The 22870-nt window shown below is 71.4% G+C and carries 1 protein-coding gene and 1 pseudogene; both read left to right on the top strand.

Features of this window, described 5'->3' with window-relative positions:
• The first annotated feature begins 55 nt into the window (after window positions 1–55).
• Complete coding sequence (locus ACZ6TD_RS05025; RefSeq protein ID WP_471351086.1) at window positions 56–15040, top strand: type I polyketide synthase; 14985 nt, start codon at window positions 56–58, stop codon at window positions 15038–15040.
• A gap of 52 nt (window positions 15041–15092) precedes the next feature.
• Window positions 15093–22784 (top strand): annotated as a pseudogene (locus ACZ6TD_RS05020) (SDR family NAD(P)-dependent oxidoreductase); the annotation flags it as partial.
• Between the last annotated feature and the right edge of the window lie 86 nt (window positions 22785–22870).

Below are 22870 nucleotides of genomic sequence, written 5' to 3'. Positions count from 1 at the left end.
AGCCTCGGTCAATCCCGAGGGGTCGCTCCTTACTACTTACTGGGTGATATTCACAATGAACGAAGAAAAGCTTCTCGACTATCTCAAGCGGGTGACCGCGGACCTCCAGCAGACTCGCCAGCGCCTTCTCGAGGCCGAGTCAGCCGACCAGGAACCGATCGCGATCGTCGCCATGAGCTGCCGGTTCCCTGGAGGCGTGAGCTCCCCCGAAGATCTGTGGCGCATGGTGGCGGACGGTACCGACGCGATCTCGGAGTTCCCCACGGACCGGGGCTGGGATATCGATGCCCTCTACCACGAGGACCCGGACCGCCCCGGCACCAGCTACACGACCGCAGGCGGATTCCTGGAGAAGGCCGACCAGTTCGATCCGGCGTTCTTCGGAATCTCGCCGCGTGAGGCGCTGTCGATGGACCCGCAGCAGCGATTGCTGTTGGAGACGTCGTGGGAGGCGGTCGAGCGGGCGGGTATCGACCCGATGTCCCTGCGTGGCAGCAGGACCGGCGTCTTCGTCGGGACCAATGGCCAGGACTACTCCATGCTCATGCTCGGTGCCTCCGAGAGTCTCGACGACGTCGAGGGCCACTCGGGCACCGGTAACGCGGCGAGCATCGTATCCGGCCGTATCTCCTACACCATGGGTCTTGAGGGACCCGCGCTTTCCGTGGACACCGCGTGCTCGTCCTCCCTGGTGGCCCTGCATCTGGCCGTTCAGGCACTGCGTCAGCGCGAATGCACACTCGCGCTGGCCGGTGGCGTCACGGTGATGTCCACTCCGTCGGCGTTCGTGCAGTTCAGCAGGCAGCGCGGCCTGGCGGCCGACGGCCGGTGCAAGCCGTTCGGGGCCGCGGCCGACGGCACCGGCTGGGGCGAGGGCGTCGGCATGCTGCTCGTGGAGCGGCTGTCCGACGCCCAGCGCAACGGCCACGAGGTGCTGGCCATCGTCCGGGGTTCGGCGATCAACCAGGACGGCGCGTCCAACGGTCTGACGGCTCCCAACGGCATCTCGCAGCAGCGGGTCATCCGGCAGGCACTGACCAGCGCCCGGCTGTCGGCCGCCGAGGTGGACGCGGTGGAGGCGCACGGGACGGGCACCACATTGGGTGACCCGATCGAGGCGCAGGCGCTGATGGCCACTTACGGGCAGGACCGGCCCGCGGATCAGCCGCTGTGGCTGGGCGGCATCAAGTCGAACATCGGGCACACCCAGGCCGCCGCCGGTGTCGCCGGGGTCATCAAGATGGTGATGGCCATGCGCGAGGGTGTGCTGCCCAAGACGCTCCACGCGGAGGAGCCCTCGCCGCACATCGACTGGACCGGCGGCGCCGTGTCCCTGCTGCACGAGTCGACCCCATGGCCGGACCGGGACCACCCGCGTCGCGCCGCCGTGTCCTCGTTCGGCATGAGCGGCACCAACGCGCACACCATCCTCGAGCAGGCCCCGGAGTCCGAGGCGGCCGAGGCCGCCGAGGCCGAGGTCACTGACGGTCCGGTGGCGTGGGTCGTGTCGGGCCGCGGCGCCGAGGCGCTGCGGGCACAGGCCGGACGGCTGCGGGAGTTCCTCACGGAGCGCCCGGAGTTGAGCGTGGCGGACGTGGCGCTCTCGCTGGCCACGACCAGGTCCGCCTTCGAGCACCGGGCCGTGGTGACCGGGGCCGACCGTGAGGAACTCCTCCAGCGGCTGGAGGCGGTCGCCGAGGACGCCACCACGTCGAACGGAGTGGTGCGGGGGAGGACCGGAGACGCCGGCCGCTCGGTGTTCGTGTTCCCCGGTCAGGGGGCGCAGTGGGTGGGGATGGCGGTGGGCCTGCTCGAGGGCTCGCCGGTGTTCGCCGAGGCGATGGCCGAGTGTGAGACGGCTCTGTCGGCGTACGTGGACTGGTCGCTGAGCGAGGTACTGCGCGGTGCCGAGGGTGCTCCTGGTTTCGACCGGGTGGATGTCGTTCAGCCGGTGTTGTTCGCGGTGATGGTGTCGCTGGCGAGGCTGTGGCGTTCGGTGGGTGTGGTGCCGGACGCGGTGATGGGGCACAGCCAGGGTGAGATCGCCGCGGCCTGTGTGGCGGGTGCGCTCTCGCTGGAGGACGCGGCGAAGGTGGTGACCTTGCGCTCGCAGGCGATCGCGGCGGGTCTTGCGGGCCGTGGTGGCATGGTGTCGGTCGGGCTGCCGGTCGAGCAGGTCAAGGAGCGTATCGCCGCGTGGGACGGTGCGATTTCGGTCGCGGCGGTCAACAGCCCCGGTTCGGTCGTGGTGTCCGGTGATCCGGGGGCGCTGGATGAGATGGTGGCCCAGCTGGAGGGTGAGGAGATCCGTGTTCGCCGGGTTCCGGTGGACTACGCCTCGCACTCCGCGCACGTGGAGGCGATTCACGAGGAGCTGCTGGAGGTTCTGGCGGATCTGGAGCCGCGTTCCTCGGATGTGCCGTTCTACTCGACGGTCTCCGGTGAGCTGGTGGACACCGCCGGTCTGGGCGCGGAGTACTGGTACCGGAATCTGCGGCAGACCGTCGAGCTGGAGGCCACCACCCGAAAGCTGCTGGATGACGGCCACACCGTGTTCATCGAGGCCAGCCCGCACCCGGTGCTCACCCTGCCTGTGCAGCAGACCGTCGAGGCCGCTGAGGCCCAGGCGGTGGTCGTGGGCACGCTGCGGCGGGATGAGGGCGGCCTGGAGCGGTTCCTGACCTCCGCCGCCGAGGTGTTCGTGCGGGGCGTCGCAGTGGATTGGGCCGCCCTGCTGGAGGGCCGTGGCGCCCGCCGGGTGGAGCTGCCGACCTACGCCTTCCGGCGTCAGCGGTACTGGCTGGATGTGTCGGCCGCGGAGATGTCGGCCACCGTCGACGCTCTGGGCGCGGACGCGGTGGACGCCCGCTTCTGGGAGGCGGTCGAGCGCGAGGACCTGGAGGCGCTGGTCCGCACGCTGGAGGTGGAGGACGAGGAGCAGCAGTCGTCGCTGACGGCGCTGCTTCCGGCGCTGTCGTCCTGGCGCCGTCAGCGGCGTGAGCGGAACACGGTCGACAGCTGGCGTTACAAAGTGGTCTGGAAGCCCCTGCCGTCCGCCACCGACGCGGTCCTCTCGGGCACCTGGCTCGTCGTCCTTCCCGCGTCGCACGCCGATGACGCGCTCGTGTCCGCCACGGTGAACGGGCTGGCGACGAGCGGTGCCGACATCGTCCGGGTGATGCTGGACGGATCGGGCGACGACCGCGGCACCGTGGCGGAACGGGTGCAGGCGGCGCTCGGCGAGGCCGGTGTGGAGCCCTCGGCTGTGACGGGCGTGTTCTCGCTGCTCGGGCTGGATGAGTCGGGGCATACGACGTTCGGTGTGGTGCCCGCCGGGCTGGCGGCCATGGTCGGGCTGGTCCAGGCGCTGGGTGACACGGGGGTGGTGGCACCGCTGTGGTGCGGCACCCGGGGCGCGGTGTCGGTGGGGCGTTCCGACCGGCTGGTGAGCCCCGTGCAGTCCATGGTGTGGGGCCTGGGGCGGATCGTGGGCGCGGAGTATCCCCAGCGCTGGGGTGGTGCCGTCGATCTGCCCGAGACCATGGACGGCCGTGCGGTGGCCCGTCTGGCCGGAGTGCTGGCGGGCGAGGAGGGCGAGGACCAGGTCGCGGTGCGCGGCTCCGGTGTGTTCGCCAAGCGCATGGTGCGGGCCACGGCGGCTGAGGACGCGGAGGGCCGCGGGTCCTGGCAGAGCCGGGGTTCGGTGCTGGTGACCGGTGGTACGGGTGCGCTGGGCGGCCATGTCGCCCGGTGGCTGGCGCGTACCGGTGCCGAGCATCTGGTGCTGACCAGCCGTCGTGGGATGGAGGCCGAGGGTGCCGCCGAGCTGAAGGCGGAGCTGGAGGAGCTCGGTGCCCGGGTGACGGTGGCGGCGTGCGACGCGGCGGACCGTGAGGCGCTGGCCGCGGTGCTGGACGCGATTCCGCGGGAGTTCCCGCTGACCGCCGTGGTGCATACGGCCGGTGTGCTGGACGACGGTGTGGTGGACGCCCTCACGGTGGGGCGGGCGGCCGGGGTGCTGCGCCCGAAGGTGGACGCCACGCGGAACCTCCATGAGCTGACCGCCGGGATGGACCTGTCCGCCTTCGTGCTGTTCTCCTCCGGGGCGGGCACATTGGGCGGTCCGGGCCAGGGCAGCTACGCGGCGGGTAACGCCTACCTCGACGCGCTGGCGCTGCAGCGGCGCGCGGACGGACTACCGGCCACGTCCATCGCCTGGGGCGCCTGGGCCGGAGGCGGCCTCGGATCCGGCGAGGTCGGCGAGCGGATGGACCGTTCCGGCATGGTCGGAATGGTGCCCGAGCTGGCGATCTCCGGCATGCAGCAGGCCCTTGAACTGGACGAGACCTTCGTCGTCATCGCCGAGATCGACTGGGATCGCTTCCGGCCGGAGTTCGTCGGTTCACGTCCGAGCGCGCTGTTCCGTGAGCTGCCCGAGCTGAACCGCCCCGCTGCCGCCACTGGCCCGGACACCGGCGACGGCGACGACGCCATGTCCGTGCTGCGCCGGGAGATGGCGAAGCTGTCCCCCGCCGAGCAGCCCCAGCTCCTCCTGGAGCTGGTGCGCAACCAGGCCGCCGACGTCCTCGGCTACGACAGCGCGGACGCCGTGGAGGCCGACCGTGCCTTCCGCGACCTCGGCTTCGACTCGCTGACCGCCGTCGAGCTGCGCAACCGCCTCGGCGTGGTCACCGGCCTCCGGCTGCCGGTCACCTGTGTCTTCGACTACCCGAACGCCACGGTTCTGGCCCGGTACCTGTACACCGAGATGTTCGGTGATCAGCCGGTCACCGCGGGGGCCACCGCCGCACCTCAGCGGCCGGAGGGGGCCGAGAACCCCACGGCCACCGATGAACCGATCGCCATCATCGGCATGAGCTGCCGGTTCCCCGGCGGGGTGCGCAGCCCCGAGGAACTGTGGGATCTGCTGATGGCCGAGGGAGACGTGATCTCCGGGTTCCCCGAGGACCGTGGCTGGGACATCGACGGTCTCTACGACCCGGACCCCGGGAAGTCCGGTACCAGCTACGTCCAGGCGGGCGGCTTCCTCGACGAGGTGGGCCACTTCGACCCGACGTTCTTCGGGATCTCGCCCCGTGAGGCGCTGGCGATCGACCCCCAGCAGCGGCTGCTGCTGGAGACCTCCTGGGAGGCGTTCGAGCGCGCCGGCATCGACCCCGTGGCGCTGCGCGGAAGCCGGACCGGAGTCTTCGTCGGCTCCAACTACCACGACTACGGTTCGCGCATCGTGCGCGATGCCGAAGAAGTGGAGGGGTATCTCGGACTCGGCAGCGCCCCCAGCGTCTCCTCCGGCCGCATCTCCTACACCTTCGGCTTCGAGGGGCCGGCCGTGACGGTGGACACCGCGTGTTCGTCGTCGCTGGTCGCCCTGCACCTGGCCTGCCAGTCGCTGCGGCAGGGCGAGTCCTCCGTGGCGCTGGCCGGCGGTGTGACGATCATGGCCACGCCCGGCACGTTCGTCGAGTTCAGCGCCCAGCGCGTGCTGTCCTTCGACGGGCGGTGCAAGGCGTTCGCCGCATCGGCCGACGGCACCGGCTGGTCCGAGGGCGTGGGCATGCTGCTCGTGGAGCGGCTGTCGGACGCGCAGCGCAACGGCCACAAGGTGCTGGCCGTCATCCGGAGTTCCGCCATCAACCAGGACGGTGCGTCGAATGGCCTGACGGCTCCGAACGGCCCGTCGCAGCAGCGGCTGATCGAGCAGACGCTGGCCAGCGCCCGGCTGGTCTCCGCCGATGTGGACGTGGTCGAGGCCCATGGCACCGGCACTCCCCTCGGTGACCCGATCGAGGCACAGGCACTGCTGGCCACCTACGGCCAGGGCCGCCCCGAGGGCCGGCCGCTGCTGCTGGGCGCCATCAAGTCGAACATCGGTCATACGCAGGCCGCCGCCGGTGTCGCGGGCGTCATCAAGATGGTGATGGCCATGCGGGAGGGCATCCTTCCCAAGACGCTGCACGTGGACGAGGCGTCGCCGCATGTGGACTGGTCGGCGGGCGACGTGGAGCTGCTGACCGAGGCGGTGCCCTGGCCGGAGCGGGACCACCCGCGCAGAGCGGCGGTGTCCGCCTTCGGCGTGAGCGGCACCAACGCGCACACGATCATCGAGCAGGCACCGGCCTCCGACGAGCCGGAGGCACCGCGGGCCGAAGAGACACCGGACTCCACAGCGGTCCCGGTGCCGTGGATCCTGTCCGGTAAGACCGACGCCGCCCTTCGGGGCCAGGCCGAGCGGCTTCGTGGTCAACTGGCCACGGCCACCGAAGAGTTCATGCCCACCGTGGACGTCGGCTATTCCCTGGTGACGAGCCGGTCTCTCTTCGACCACCGGGCCGCCCTGGTCGGCGAGGATCGCGCGGAGATGCTGCGTGGCCTCGAGGCCCTCGCGAAGGGCGAGACCGCGCCCGGCGTCGTACGCGGCGTGGCGGGCGCGGCCGGCAAGACGGCGTTCCTGTTCTCGGGCCAGGGTGCGCAGCGCCTCGGCATGGGCCGGGAGCTGTACGACGCCTTCCCGGTGTTCGCCGACGCGTGGGACGAGGTGTGCGCGCATCTGGATGGTCTGCTGGACCGCCCGCTGCGCGATGTGGTGTTCGCGGCGGAGGGCAGCGCGGATGCCGAACTGCTGGATCAGACGGCGTTCACGCAGCCGGCGCTGTTCGCGGTCGAGGTGGCGTTGTTCCGGCTGCTGGAGCACTGGGGTGTCACCCCGGATGTGGTGATCGGTCACTCCATCGGTGAGATCGCGGCCGCACACGTGGCGGGGGTGTTCTCCTTGGAGGACGCCTGCGCCCTGGTGGCCGCCCGTGGCCGTCTGATGCAGGCCCTCCCCGAGGGCGGCGCCATGGTGGCGGTGCAGGCGTCCGAGGACGAGATCGCTCCGGCACTCGCCGGTCGTGAGGCCGAGGTGAGCATGGCCGCCGTCAACGGACCGACGTCCGTGGTCATCGCGGGCGACGAGGCGCCGGTGCTGGAGATCGCCGCCGAGTGGGAGCGGCAGGGCCGCAAGATCCGTCGGCTGCGGGTCAGCCACGCCTTCCACTCGCCCCGCATGGACGCGATGCTCGGCGACTTCCGCAAGGTCGTCGAAGAGCTGTCGTTCGCCCCGCCGGCCATCACCCTGATCTCCAATGTGACGGGGCAGACGGCCGGCGCGGACGAGGTGTGCTCCGCGGAGTACTGGGTCCGCCATGTGCGGGAGGCGGTGCGGTTCGCGGACGGCGTGCGGGCGCTCGAAGCACAGGGCGTGTCCCGGTTCGTGGAGGTCGGTCCCGACGGTGTGCTCACCGCGATGGCGCGCGAGTGCCTGACGGCCGAGGAGGGATCGGCCCCCGTCGTGGTCCCGGCACTGCGCAAGAACCGTCCCGAGACGCGGGCGCTGACGACGGTGCTGGCCGAGCTCCACGTGAACGGCGTCGGAGTGGACTGGGAGCGGGCCTTCGCGGGACGTGGCGCACGGAGGGTCGAGCTGCCCACCTACGCCTTCCAGCGGGAGCGCTACTGGCTGGAGAGCCTGACGTTCCCCGGCGACTTCGCCGCCGCGGGGTTCGCCCCGTCGGTGGATACGCGGTTCTGGGAGGCGGTCGAGCGTGAGGATCTCGAGACGCTCACCGAGACGCTCGACGTCGATGCCGAGACGCCGCTGAGCGCGGTGCTGCCGGCCCTGTCGGCGTACCACCGCAACAGCCGTGACCGGTCCATTGTCGATGGCTGGCGCTATCGGGTGTCGTGGAAGCCGGTCCCCCAGGCCGCTGACGGCTCGCTGTCGGGGACGTGGCTGGTGGTGGTTCCGGCGTCCCGCGCGGAGGACGAGCTGGTCTCGGGGGTCGTCGCCGGGCTTGAGCGGCATGGCGCGGGTGTGGCGTCGGTCGTGGTGGACGAACGGCACCTGGACACGGACGCGTTGGCGGAGCGGCTGCGCGAGGCGGTCGCGGAGGTGTCCGGGCTGGGTGGTGTGCTGTCGCTGCTCGCCTTGGACGAGGAGCCCTGCCCGGAGCACCCGGCCCTGTCGAACGGCCTCGCCCTGACGCTGTCCCTGGTGCGGGCCATGGTCGAGGCGCGTGTCGAGGCTTTGGTGTGGTCCGCAACGCGTGGTGCCGTATCGGTGGGCCGTTCCGAGCAGCTCAGCCATCCGGTGCAGGCGATGGTGGCGGCGTTGGGCCGGGTGGCCGCGCTGGAGCTGCCGCCGCTGTGGGGCGGTGTGGTCGATCTGCCCGAGACTCTGGATGAGCGTGCGGTGGCGCGGCTGGTGGGTGTGCTGTCCGCCGGGGGCGGTGAGGACCAGGTCGCGGTGCGTGGTTCCGGTGTCTTCGTGCGCCGTCTGGTGCGGTCGGCCGCGGCTGTCGGCGAGGGGGTCTCGTGGCGGGCGCGTGGCACGGTGCTGGTGACCGGTGGCACGGGTGCGCTGGGTGGTCATGTGGCGCGCTGGCTGGCGCGTAGTGGTGCCGAGCATCTGGTGCTGACCAGCCGTCGCGGCCTCGAGGCGCCGGGCGCGTCCGAGTTGCGCGATGAGCTGGAGGCGCTGGGTGCCCGGGTGACCGTGGCGGCCTGTGACGTGGCCGACCGTGACCAGCTGGCCGCGGTGCTGGACGCCGTCCCTGCGGAGTTTCCGCTGACGGCGGTCGTGCACGCGGCGGGTGCCAACGGGGTGGCGCCGCTGATGGAGACCGGGTTGGCCGACGTCGCCGACGTGGTCTCCGGCAAGGTGGCGGGTGCCGTCAACCTGGACGAGCTGCTGGGCGACCGGGAGCTCGACGCGTTCGTGGTCTTCTCGTCGATCGCGGGTGTGTGGGGCAGTGGCGGTCAGGCCGGGTACAGCGCGGCCAACGCCTATCTGGACGCGCTGGTGGAGGACCGCCGTGCGCGGGGTCTCGCCGGCACCTCCGTGGCCTGGGGCCCCTGGGCCGAGGGCGGTATGGCGGAGGGCGACGGTGGCGAGCAGTTGGCGCGGCGTGGTCTGCCCGCGATGGCGCCTGATCTGGCGATCGCCGCCCTGCAGGGGGCGGTCGCGGGCGATGACGCTGTGGTGACGGTCGCCGATGTGGACTGGGAACGGTTCGCCCCCTCGTTCACCATGGGGCGGCCGAGTCCGCTGATCGGTGATCTGCCCGAGGTCGAGCGGGTGCTGGCGGAGGCCGGGGAGACCGAGAACGACGGGCTCGGTGCGGGTGCGGCGTTGCGGGAGCGGCTGGCGGGGCTGACCGGGGCCGAGACCGACCGGGTCCTGCTCGATCTGGTCCGGGACCACGCCGCCACGGTGTTGGGATTCACCGGCACGGAGGCGGTTGAGCCCGGGAGGGCCTTCAAGGACCTGGGTTTCGACTCGCTCACAGCGCTGGAGTTCCGCGACCGGCTGGCCGCGGAGACCGGTCTCAGCCTTCCCGCCACGCTGGTCTTCGACTACCCCAGCGCCACGGTGCTCGCGGCGTATCTGCGGACCGAGGCGCTGGGGGCGTCGTCCCCGGCGATCGCCGCCGGGGCCGGGGCGCCCGCCGGTTCCGGCGCGGACGACGAACCCATCGCGATCGTCTCCATGAGCTGCCGCTTCCCCGGCGGGGTGCGCAGTCCGGAGGACCTGTGGCAGCTGGTGGAGAGCGGCGGTGACGCCATCTCCGAGTTCCCCGCTGACCGCGGCTGGGATCTGTCGGGCATGTACGACCCGGACCCGGAGCAGTCGGGCAGGTCCTACGTCCGTGAAGGCGGATTCCTGTACGACGCGGGCGAGTTCGACCCCGGGTTCTTCGGGATCTCGCCCCGTGAGGCGCTGGCGACCGACCCGCAGCAGCGGCTGCTGCTGGAGACCTCCTGGGAGGTGTTCGAGCGGGCGGGCATCAACCCCGCGTCGCTGAAGGGCAGCCAGGTCGGTGTGTTCGTCGGCTCCTCGGGCTCCGGTTACGGCGCCAACCTGGAGGCGGTGCCCGAGGACGTCGAGGGCCATCTGCTGACCGGCAACTCCGGCAGTGTCGTCTCCGGCCGTCTCTCCTACACCTACGGTCTGGAGGGCCCCGCCGTCACGGTGGACACGGCCTGCTCCTCCTCGCTGGTGGCCCTGCATCTGGCTTGCCAGTCGCTGCGTCAGGGCGAGTGCTCCATGGCGCTGGTCGGTGGGGTGGCCGTGATGGCGACTCCGATGGCGTTCGTCGAGTTCAGCCGGCAGGGCGGGCTCGCCCCGGACGGACGGTGCAAGCCGTTCTCGGCCGCGGCGGACGGTACGGGCTGGAGCGAGGGTGTCGATGTGCTGCTCGTGGAGCGGCTCTCGGACGCGGAGCGCAACGGCCACCAGGTGCTCGCGGTCGTGCGGGGCTCGGCGGTGAACCAGGACGGTGCGTCGAATGGTCTGACCGCGCCGAACGGTCCGTCGCAGCAGCGGGTGATCCGCCAGGCGCTGGCCAACGCTCGCCTCTCGGCCGCCGAGGTGGACGCGGTGGAGGCGCACGGTACGGGCACCTCGCTGGGTGACCCGATCGAGGCTCAGGCGCTGCTGGCCACCTACGGCAAGGAGCGGCCGGAGGGGCAGCCGCTGCTGCTGGGCGCGTTGAAGTCGAACCTCGGGCACACCCAGGCCGCCTCCGGTGTGGCTGGTGTGATCAAGATGGTCATGGCGATGCGGGAGGGCACGCTTCCCAAGACGTTGCACCTGGATGAGGCGTCGCCGCATGTGGATTGGTCGGCGGGTGATGTCGAGCTGCTGACCGAGGCGACGCCCTGGCCGGAGACGGGTCGTGTGCGCAGGGCGGCAGTGTCCGCGTTCGGGGTGAGTGGCACCAACGCGCATGTGATCATCGAGCAGGCGCCGACCGCTGACGGGTCCGGTACGGAGCAGGCGGGGGATGTCGCGGGCTCCACCGCGGGCCCGGTCCCTTGGGTCCTGTCCGGTAAGACCGAGGCGGCTCTTCGGGGCCAGGCCGAACGGCTGCTCGGTCAGCTGGCCTCGGCTGTCGACGATTCCGCGGTCGTTGCGGATGTCGGCTACTCCCTGGCGGCGACCCGATCGCTCTTCGACCACCGGGCCGTGTTGGTCGGTGAGGACCGTGAGGAGCTGCTGCGCGGCCTCGAGGCCGTCATGCGGGGCGGGACCGCGCCGAGTGTGGTGCGCGGTGTGGCGGGGAGGGCCGGTAAGACGGTGTTCGTCTTCCCCGGCCAGGGGGCGCAGTGGATGGGCATGGCGGTGGGGCTGCTGGAGTCCTCGCCGGTGTTCGCCGAGGCGATGGCCGAGTGTGAGACCGCCCTGTCGGCGTACGTGGACTGGTCGCTGGCCGAGGTGCTGCGCGGTGCCGAGGGCGCTCCCGGTTTCGACCGGGTGGATGTGGTGCAGCCGGTGTTGTTCGCGGTGATGGTGTCGCTGGCCAAGCTGTGGCGTTCGGTCGGCATTGAGCCGTATGCCGTGATGGGTCACAGTCAGGGCGAGATCGCCGCGGCGTGTGTCGCGGGCGCGCTCTCACTCGAAGACGCCGCGAAGGTGGTGACCTTGCGGTCGCAGGCCATCGCGGTGGGCCTGGCGGGTCGCGGTGGCATGGTGTCGGTCGGGTTGCCGGTCGACCAGGTCAAGGACCGTATCGCCGCCTGGGACGGCGCGATCTCGGTCGCCGCGGTCAACGGCCCCGGCTCGGTCGTCGTCTCCGGTGACCCGGGGGCGCTGGACGAGATGGTCGAGCGGCTGGAGGGCGAGGAGATCCGGGTTCGCCGGATCCCGGTGGACTACGCCTCGCACTCCGCACACGTGGAGGCGATCCGCGAGGAGCTGCTGGAGGTCCTGGCGGACCTTCAGCCGCGTTCCTCGGGGGTGCCGTTCTACTCCACGGTGTCCGGTGAGCTGGTGGACACCGCCGGGCTGGACGCGGAGTACTGGTACCGCAACCTGCGGCAGACCGTCGAGCTGGAGGCCACCACCCGCACCCTGCTCGGCAGTGGCCACGGCGTGTTCATCGAAGTGAGCCCGCATCCGGTGCTCACCCTTCCCGTTGAGCAGACCGTGGAGGCCGCCGGGGCCCGGGCCGTGGTCGTCGGCACGCTGCGCCGCGACGAGGGCGGTATGGAGCGGTTCCTGACCTCCGCCGCCGAGGTTCATGTCAACGGGGCCGACGTCGACTGGCCGAAGGTGTTCGCCGGATACGGCGCCCGCCGGATTGACCTGCCGACGTACGCCTTCCAGCGGGAGCGCTACTGGCTGGAGGGCCCGACGACGTTCGTCGGCGATGTCACCGCCGTGGGGCTCACCCCGCCGGTGCACCCGTTGCTGGGCGCTGCCGTCGAGCTGCCCGGCACGGACGGCTTCCTGTTCACCGGCCGTCTCTCGCCGCAGACCCATCCGTGGCTCGTTGACCACATGGTTCAGGGCACGATTCTCCTGCCCGGCACCGCCTTCCTCGAACTGGCGTTGCACGCTGCCGAGAAGGTGGGCTGTGACCGGGTCGAGGAGCTGACCCTCACGGCGCCTCTCGCGCTGCCCGAACAGGGCGCGGTGCACCTCCAACTCGCGGTGAGCGGGCCGGACGAGAGCGGCACGCGTGCGCTGAACGTCTACTCGCGGCTGGAAGACGGCACCGTGACACAGCCGTGGACACAGAACGCCTCCGGTCTGCTGGCGGCAGGCGGCGCACGGCGAGAGGCCGGGCAGCTCGATCTCACCGTATGGCCCCCGGAGGGCGCGGAGCCGATCGACACCGAGGGCATCTACGACACGATGATCGAGGGCGGCTTCGGTTACGGTCCGATCTTCCAGGGGCTGCGGTCCGTGTGGCGCCGTGGCGACGAGGTCTTCGCCGAAGTCCGTCTGCCCAAGGAGAACGCCGCGGACGCCGAGGAGTTCGGGCTGCACCCGGCTCTGCTGGATGCCGCGCTTCACGCCGTCCTGTTCGTACCGCGGGAGGAGCCGATGCCCGCCAGGCTTCCCTTCTCCTGGACCGGGGTCTCGCTGCGGGCCGTGGGCGCCTCGGAGTTGAGGGTGCGCCTCAGTGCGCTCGGGCCTGACTCGATCGGCCTCCAGGTCGCCGACGGAACCGGCCTCCCCGTGGCCTCCGTCGACTCCCTGGCGCTGCGACTGGTCGCGGAGGGGCAGATCCAGGCGCCCGGTGCCACGGCGGCCGGGCATGACTCGCTCTTCCGTCTGGAGTGGACCCCCGTTCCCGTCGCCGCGCCGGCTCCCGCGTCCGAAGGGACGTGGGCCGTGCTGGGCACGGACGGTCTGGGGGTGCGCTCCGGCTTGGAGACGGCGGGTGCCGACGTGGAGGCATACGCGGATCTGACCGCGATGCGCGAGGCGATCGAGTCCGGCGCCGCCGTACCGGACGTCGTCATGGTCACGGGCACCGCGGAGGCGGTCGGCATCGATGACGACGACGACCTGGCGGGGCGGGTGCGTGACGTCGCCTATCGGGCGTTGGACCTGGTGCGGTCGTGGGTCACCGATGAGCGGCTCGCCGACTCCTACCTGGTGTTCGTGACCCGCGGCGCGATGGGTGTCCGACACTCCGACCACGTGCGCACCCCGGCCGAGGCAGCCGTATGGGGTCTGCTGCGCTCCGCGCAGAGCGAGTATCCCGGGAAGTTCCTCCTGGTCGACCTCGACCCGGAGGAGCACGGGGACGTGTCCTCGGCGCTACGGTCGGCGCTCGCCTCCGAGGAGCCGCAGGTCGCGGTCCGTGAGGGAACGGTGCTCGGTCTGCGCATGGCGCGGGTCTCCTCGGGCGGCGGCGCCCCGCGGGCGCTGGATGGTCCGGGGACGGTGCTGATCACGGGTGGTACGGGTGGTCTGGGCGCGTTGCTGGCCCGTCATCTGGTGGTGGAGTACGGGGTTGAGCGTCTGGTGCTGACGAGTCGTCGTGGCGTGGAGGCGCCGGGTGCGGCGGAGTTGGTGGCGGAGCTGGCCGGGCTGGGCGCCGAGGCACAGGTGGTGGCGTGTGATGTCGCCGACCGGGCCGCGGTGGAGAAGCTGCTGGCGGGGATCGGGTCGGAGCATCCGCTGTCGGCCGTGGTGCATGCGGCGGGTGTGCTGGATGACGGTGTGGTGGAGTCGCTGACGCCGGAGCGGGTGGACAAGGTGCTGCGTCCGAAGGTGGACGCGGCGCTGCACCTGCACGAGCTGACGCGCGACCTGGACCTGTCCGCCTTCATCCTGTTCTCCTCCGCCTCCGGTACGTTCGGCAGCGCCGGCCAGGCCAACTACGCGGCGGCCAACGCGTTCATGGACGCCCTGGCCCAGCACCGCAGGGCCGCGGGGCTCCCGGCCACCTCGCTCGCATGGGGGCCGTGGACACAGGACAGTGGCATGACCACCGAACTGGCCGACAGCGATATCACCCGGATGACCAGGAACGGCATGGTCGCCCTCACCCCCGAGGCGGGACTCGCGCTGTTCGACGCGACCCGCGATCTCGACGACGCCGTCCTGGTGCCCATCACCATGGACATGGCCTCGATGGGCGAGCCGGTACACGCACTGCTGCGCGGACTGGTGCGCGCCCGCGCGCGGAGGGCCGTGGAGTCGGCCGCCGATCCGGCTGCCGCGCTCAAGCAGCACCTGGCCGGGAAGTCCGAAGCGGAGCGCGAGCGCGTCCTCATGGACCTGGTGTGCGACCAGGCGGCCGTTGTCCTCGGCTACGCGTCGGGAGAGGCGATCGAGCCGGAACACGCGTTCAAGGACATGGGATTCGACTCCCTGACCACGGTGGAACTGCGGAACCGTCTCAACGCGGAGACCGGGCTGCGGCTGCCGGCGACCCTGGTGTTCGACTACCCGACCCCGGAGGCGCTCGCACGGATCCTGCTCGAGGAGGTCACCCCCGCCGACGGGCCCGTGACCGAGCCCGTCTTCGGAGAACTCGACCGGCTGGAATCCACCCTGTCGGCGCTCGGCTCCGAGGGTGAGGTACGGGCGAAGGTGGCCGGACGGCTGAGGGAGTTCCTGAACAAGCTGGATGACGCCCCCGAGAGCGTCGACGCCACCGGGGATATGGCCGAACGGATCGGATCGTCCTCCAACGACGAGCTGTTCGACTTCATCGACCAGGAACTCGGCCTTTCCTGAACCCTGCCCAAGACCTCGTGAACTTTGACTGCGAAGAAAGTGGCGCCAAACAATGAGTGATGCAAAGCTCCGCGACTACCTCAACAGGGTGACGACTGATCTGCACCGCACCCGTCAGCGCCTTCGGGATGTGGAGGCGAAGCAGCGGGAGCCGATCGCGATCGTGGCGATGAGCTGCCGTTTTCCTGGTGGGGTCACCTCGCCGGAGGAGCTGTGGCGCATCGTCGCCGACGGGGCCGACGTGCTCTCACCGTTCCCGAAGGACCGAGGCTGGCCCGAGGAGCTGTTCAATCCCGACCCGGACAGCCAGGGGACCAGCTATGTGAACGAGGGCGGGTTCCTGTACGACGCCGCGCTCTTCGACCCCGTGTTCTTCGGGATCTCCCCGCGTGAGGCGCTGGCCATGGACCCCCAGCAGCGGCTGCTGCTGGAGACGTCCTGGGAGGTCGTGGAGCGGGCGGGCATCGATCCGCTGTCTGTCAAGGGCGCTGCGGGCGGCGTGTTCATAGGCGGTGCCAACACGGGGTACGGCGCGGCCGGGGCGATGGAGGCCGAAGAGGTCGAAGGCCATCTGCTCACAGGGCAACACCCTGCCGTCACCTCCGGCCGGATCTCCTACGTGCTCGGCCTCGAAGGCCCCGCGGTGACGGTGGACACAGCGTGTTCATCGTCTCTGGTCGCCCTGCACATGGCCGTGCAGGCGCTGCGCCAGGGCGAGTGTGACTTCGCCCTGGCCGGGGGCGTCGCCGTGATGGCCCTCCCGGGAGGGTTCACCGAGTTCAGCCGCCAACGAGGACTCGCGACCGACGGCCGCTGCAAACCCTTCGCGGCGGCCGCCGACGGCACCAACTGGTCCGAGGGCGTCGGCGTGCTGTTCGTGGAGCGGCTGTCGGACGCCCGTCGCAACGGCCACCCGGTGCTGGCCGTGGTCCGAGGTTCGGCGATCAACCAGGACGGCACCAGCAATGGTCTGACGGCTCCCAACGGCCCCTCGCAGCGCAGGGTGATCCGCCAGGCGCTCGATAGCGCGGGACTCACCCCGGACCAGGTAGACGCGGTCGAGGCGCACGGCACGGGCACGTCACTGGGTGACCCGATCGAGGCGCAGGCGCTGATCGCGTCCTACGGCCAGGAGCGGCCGGAGGACCAGCCGCTGTGGCTGGGCGCCCTCAAGTCCAACATCGGCCATACGCAGTGGACGGCGGGTGTGGCCGGGGTCATCAAGATGGTGATGGCCATGCGGCACGGCATCCTGCCGAAGACACTCCACGTGGACGAGCCGACACCCCATGTGGACTGGTCGGCGGGGGGCGTGAAGCTGCTCACCGAGGCTCGGCCCTGGCCGGAGACAGGCCGGCCCCGCCGGGCGGGGATCTCGGCCTTCGGGATCGGTGGAACCAACGCGCACACCATCATCGAGCAGGCCCCCGAAGCCGAGGAGCCGGGGCCGGCCGATTCGCAGGCCGGCCCCGGGGGTGAAACCCCCGCCCCGGTCGCCTCCTCCGCTGTGCCATGGCTGGTCTCCGGCAAGGGCGAGGCCGCGCTGCGGGCACAGGCCGAGCGGCTGCACGCGAGTCTGACGGCCCAGGACGCATCCCAGGACGACGATCTCGCGCTCGCGTCGGTGGCGGACGTCGGCTACTCCCTGGCAGTGTCCCGGTCGGCGCTCGAACACCGTGCTGTGGTGATCGGCGAGGACCGCGACAGCCTCCTGCGCGGTCTCCAGGCCGTGGCTCAGGGCGAGATCGCTCCGGGCGTGGTCAAGGGACAGACGGTGAAGCGACCCAGGACCGTCTTCGTGTTCCCGGGGCAGGGGGCGCAGTGGGCGGGGATGGCGGTGGGCCTGCTCGAGAGCTCGCCGGTGTTCGCCGAGGCGATGGCCGAGTGTGAGACGGCTCTGTCGGCGTACGTGGACTGGTCGCTGAGCGAGGTACTGCGCGGTGCCGAGGGTGCTCCTGGTTTCGACCGGGTGGATGTCGTTCAGCCGGTGTTGTTCGCGGTGATGGTGTCGCTGGCGAGGCTGTGGCGTTCGGTGGGTGTGGTGCCGGACGCGGTGATGGGGCACAGCCAGGGTGAGATCGCCGCGGCCTGTGTGGCCGGTGCGCTCTCGCTGGAGGACGCGGCGAAGGTGGTGACCCTGCGGTCGCAGGCGATTGCGGCGAGTCTTGCGGGCCGTGGTGGCATGGTGTCGGTCGGGCTGCCGGTCGAGCAGGTCAAGGAGCGTATCGCCGCGTGGGACGGTGCGATCTCGGTCGCGGCGGTCAACAGCCCCGGTTCGGTCGTGGTGTCCGGCGACCCGGGGGCGCTGGATGAGATGGTGGCCCAGCTGGAGGGCGAGGAGGTCCGTGTTCGCCGGGTTCCGGTGGACTACGCCTCGCACTCCGCGCACGTGGAGGCGATCCGCGAGGAACTGCTGGAGGTCCTGGCGGGTATCGAGCCGCGCGCGTCGGAGGTGCCGTTCTACTCCACGGTCTCCGGTGAGCAGGTCGACACCGCCGGCCTGGGCGCGGAGTACTGGTACCGGAACCTGCGGCAGACCGTCGAGCTGGAGACCACGACGCGCACGTTGCTGGATGACGGTCACACGGTCTTCGCCGAGGTGAGCCCGCACCCCGTCCTCACGCTTCCCGTTCAGCAGACGGTGGAGGCCGCTGAGAAGCGGGCGGTGGTCGTGGGCACGCTGCGGCGGGACGAGGGCGGCGTGGAGCGGTTCCTGACCTCCGCCGCCGAACTGCACGTCAGTGGCGTCGGCGTCGACTGGCGGACGGTGTACGAGGGCCGTGGTGCCCGCCGGGTCGACTTGCCGACCTACGCCTTCCAGCGTCAGCGCTACTGGCTGAACTCGGTGGCGGCCGTCGGCGACGTGGGATCGGTGGGCCTCGGGCCGGTGTTTCATCCCCTGCTGGGCGCCGCGGTCTCGCTTGCGGGCGGCGGCGGAGTGTTGCTCAGCGGGCGGCTGTCGATGGCCACGCACGCCTGGCTCGCCGACCATGCGGTGCAAGGGGTGCCGCTCGTGCCCGGGACGGCCTTCGCGGAGATGGCCGCGCAAGCGGGGGACCAGGTCGGCTGCGGCCGGGTCGATGAGCTGGTGCTGCTGGCACCCTTGGCGGTGCCTGAGCGCGGAGGGCTGCAAATCCAGGTCGAGGTGGGGGAGGCCGACGCCTCGGGCCATCGCGAGGTGAGCGTGTACTCACGGATGGAGCCGGCCGACGACAAGGCCGACCTCGAGGAGCCGTGGGTGCGGCACGCTCACGGCGTGCTCACGCCGCCCGGTCCCGCGGCCTCCTTCGACTTCGCGAAGTGGCCGCCCTCCGGGGCCAAGCCTGTCGATATCTCGGGCGGCTACGAGCACGCCGAGGAGCACGGGCTGCACTACGGCCCCGCGTACCGGGGGTTGCAGCGCGCCTGGAAGCGCGGCGACGCGGTGTTCGCCGATGTCGAGCTGCCTGAGGGTGAGCGCGGCATCGCGAAGTACTTCGGTCTGCACCCGGCCCTGTTCGACGCGGCCGTCCAGGCGATCGGCGCGAACAACGCGTTGCGCGGCGGCGACGACGCGCCGAGCGCGGGCAGGCTGATGCCGTTCTCGTGGCGGGGATTCTCCCTGGAAGCAGTCGGTGCCCAAGCGCTTCGCGTCCGGATCATCCCGGACGGACGGCAGGCCGTGTCGCTGGCCATGGCCGACACCTCCGGCCGCCCGGTGGCTTCCGTCGATTCCCTCCTCTTCCGGCCCATGCAGGCCGCCACGTTGCAGAACGTGGGCCGGACGGCCGGTGACGCGTTGTTGCGCATGGAGTGGACCGCGGGCGCGGCGAAGCCCGCCGAGGGCGTGGCACCCGGCTGGTGGGCGGTGCTGGTCGACGACTGCCTTGGCGTGGGCGCCGCTCTGGAGGCGGCGGGCACCTACCCCGCCGATGTGTACCCGGACCCCGCGGCGCTGAGTGACACCGTGGCGGCGGGCACGAGCATGCCCGGAATGGTGGTACTGCCGGTGGCTTCGAACGGCCCCGCTGTGGTGGACGAGGTCCACACACGGGTCGGTGAGGTGCTGGAGACCGTTCAGTCATGGGTGGCGGACGACCGGTTCGCGGGCACCCCGCTGGTGGTGCTGACACAGGGTGCCGTCGACACTGGCGACGGTGTGCGGGACCTGGCGGCCGCGGCCGCATGGGGTTTGGTGCGGTCGGCGCAGTCGGAGCACCCGGGACGGGTGGTGCTGGTCGACACGGATGATGTCGAGCGTGCGGTGAAACTGCTCGCGGGCGTGGTAACCGCTCGTGAGGAGCAGGTGGTGGTGCGTTCGGGCGAGGTCCGCGTGCCACGTCTGGCCCGCTCGCTGCCCGCGGGCAACGCTCCCGAGCTGGAGGTGTTCGGTTCCGGCGCCGTGCTGGTGACGGAGGGCACGGGAGCTCTGGGCGGTTTGGTGGCCCGGCATCTGGTGGCCCGGCACGGTGTCAGGAAGCTGGTGCTGCTGTCCCGCCGTGGTGCGGAGACGGACGGCGCGGTCGAGTTGCGGGCCGATTTGGAGGCCGCGGACGCCGAGGTGGTGGTCACGGCTTGTGACGCCGCGGACCGTGAAGCGCTTGCCGCGGTATTGGCAGGGCTGCCCGAGGAGTTCGCGTTGAGCGCCGTAGTGCATGCGGACGAGGTGCTCGACGACGGGCTGTTCGCATCGCTGACACACGAGCGGGCGAGCGCGGTGCTGCGGGCGAAGGTGGACGCGGCCTGGAACCTGCATGAGCTGACCGAGGGCATGGACCTGTCGGCGTTCGTGCTGTTCTCATCGACCGCGGGTCTGCTCGGCGCGGCCGGGCAGAGCAACTACGCCGCGGCGAATGTGTTCCTGGACGGCCTCGCGTCATGGCGTCGCGCTCGAGGACTGCCGGGTGTCTCGCTGGCGTGGGGCCGGTGGGCCCAGGACAGCGGCGTGACACAGCAGGAGGAGATCGACAACTGGCGTTACCAGGTGTCGTGGAAGCCGGTCCCGGACGTGGCCGGGGGCTCGCTGTCAGGGACCTGGCCGGTGGTGGTTCCGGCGTCCCGGGCGGGGGACGAGCTGGTCTCGGGCGTTGTCGCCGGGCTCGAGCGGCATGGTGCGGATGTGGTCTCGGTCGTGGTGGACGAGCGGGACCTGGACGCGAACGTGCTGGCGGAGCGGCTGCGCGAGGTCGCCGAGCAGGCGCCCGAACTGGGCGGTGTCCTGTCGCTGCTGGCCCTGGACGAGGAGCCCTGCCCGGGGCACCCGGCCTTGCCGGGCGGCTACGCGCTGAGCCTGGCGCTGGTGCGGGCCATGGTCGAGGCGAAGATTCCGGCTCGGCTGTGGAGCGGTACGCGAGGGGCCGTCTCGGTGGGCGGTTCGGAGCGGCTCACCAACCCGGTGCAGGCGATGGTGTCGGCGTTGGGCCGGGTGGCCGCGCTGGAGCTGCCGCCGCTGTGGGGCGGTGTGGTCGATCTGCCCGAGTCGCTGGATGAGCGCGGTGCGGCGCGGCTGGCCGGTGTGCTGTCCGTCGAGGGCGGCGAGGACCAGGTCGCGGTGCGTGGTTCCGGTGTCTTCGTACGCCGTCTGGTGCGGTCGGCCGCGACCACCGGTAAGGCGACGTGGCGGGCGCGGGGCACCGTGCTGGTGACCGGTGGCACGGGCGGGCTGGGTGCTCATACGGCCCGCTGGCTGGCGCGTAGCGGTGCCGAACATCTGCTGCTGACCAGCCGTCGTGGTCCTGACGCGCCGGGCGCGTCCGAACTGCGCGATGAGCTGGAGGCGCTGGGGGCCCGGGTGACGGTGGCGGCCTGCGATGTGGCCGACCGTGAGCAGCTGGCCGCGGTGCTGGACGCGGTGGAGCAGGAGCATCCACTGACTGCGGTCGTGCACGTGGCGGGGGCCACCGGGGTGGTGCCACTGGTGGAGACCGGGTTGGCCGATGCCGCCGCCCTGGTATCGGGCAAGGTGGCGGGCGCCAAGAACCTGGACGAGCTGCTGGGCGACCGGGAGCTTGACGCGTTCGTGGTCTTCTCGTCGGTCTCCGGTCTGTGGGGCAGCGGCGGCCAGGCCGCCTACGGCGCGGCCAACGCCTATCTGGACGCGCTGGTGGAGGAGCGTCGTGGACGGGGTCTCGCCGGCACGTCCGTGGTCTGGGGCCCCTGGGCCGAGAGCGGCATGGCGGCAGGGAACGTCTCCGGGGAGCAGCTGGCGCGACGTGGGTTGCCCCGGATGGCGCCGGAGCCGGCGATCGCCGGTATGGAACGCGCGGTAGCGGGCGGCGACGGTGTGGTGACGGTCGTGGACGTGGACTGGGAGCGGTTCGCGCCTTCGTTCACCGCGGTCCGGCCCAGCCGGTTCCTGAGCGATCTCTACGAGGTCCAGCGGCTGGACACGGCATGGAACGATGCGGCGCGCACCGGTCTGGTGCCGCTCTCCTCCGAGGAGGGCCTGGAGCTCTTCGACGCGGGCGTCGTCTCCGACACGGCCGTGGTGGTTCCCGCCCGGCTGGACATCGGTGTGCTGCGCGCCCAGGGCGCCGCGATGCCCGCCGTGTTCCGTTCCGTCGTCCCGGATGCCCCCGTCCGCCGTGCGGCTCGGGCGGCGGAGTCCGAGGCGGGCCAGCCCACCCAGCTGCGGCAGCGGCTGGCCGGGCTGTCGGAGGCCGAGACGGACGAGGTGCTTCTCGAACTGGTGCGTACCGTCGCCGCCGCGGTGCTCGGGTTCGCATCACCCAATGACATCGACACCAGCCACGAGTTCATGGAGATGGGCTTCAACTCCCTAACCGCGGTCGAATTCCGTAACCAGCTCGCTGCCCTTACCGGCCTCCGGCTGAACACCACGGTCGTCTTCGACTACCCGAGCCCGGGCGAGATGGTGGCCCATCTCAGGCCCCGGCTCGCGGCCGAGGTCGCGTCCGGTCCCGTCGGCCGCCAGGTCCAGGAGCGGACCGCCCCGGCCGCTCCGGTCGCCGCACCCGCGCCCGTGACCGAGCCCGCTCCCGCGGCGCCGCAGGCGGACGCGCCCGACACCCTCGGCTCTCTCTACCGGCAGGCGGTGCAGCAGGGCAAGGCCAAGATCGGTATGGATCTGCTGGTGAACGCGGCAAGGCTCCGTCCGACCTTCGAGGACCCCGCCGACTTCGAGGGGAACATCAGGCCCGCGCGGCTCTCCCGGGGCCCTGGGCGTCCCCGGCTGGTGTGTCTCTCCTCCCACGTCGCCCTGGGCGGCGTCCACCAGTACGCGCGGTTCGCCGCGCCGTTCCGCGGCAACCGGGACGTGGCGGCCCTCGGCACCGTGGGGTCCGTCCCGGGTGAGAGCCTTCCGGCCACCCTGGACGCGCTGTTCCGCTTGCAGGCGCGGGTCGTTGCCGAGTACGCCCAAGGCGACCCGGTCGTCCTGTGCGGCTCCTCGGCCGGGGGAATGTTCGCCCACTCGGTGGCCGCCGCCATGGAGGGCCAGGGCACACCGGCCGCGGGAGTCGTCCTGATGGACACCTACCTTCCGTACACCACGAAGCTCGGCCAGTTCGAGGACGCCTGGACGAACGAGATGTACGAGCGGGAGGAACTCGTCTCCATGGAGGGCGTCAGGATGTCCGCCATGGGCTGGTACGTGCATCTGCTCGAGGAGTGGAAGCCGCCGCAGATCTCGGTTCCCAGCCTCCAGATTCGTGCGACGGAGCCGGGGCTGGCGGCGGCTCCGGACGCGGAGGCGCAGAGCTGGCAGGCGGACTGGCCCGCCGACTCCGCCATCGACGTGCCCGGAGATCACTTCACCATGATGGAGAAGCACGCGGAGACCACCGCCCAGGCCGTCGAGAACTGGGTGGCCAACCTTTAACGGCCAGGCGC

The sequence above is a fragment of the Streptomyces yongxingensis genome (assembly GCF_055597465.1).
Note: the sequence above shows the minus strand (reverse complement) of the source record. Positions and strands in the feature narration are given on the sequence as shown.

What these genes read in the sequence shown, in the direction of transcription:
- ACZ6TD_RS05025 (WP_471351086.1), top strand. Translation starts at nt 56, where the DNA reads ATGAACGAAGAAAAGCTTCTCGACTATCTCAAGCGGGTGACCGCGGAC.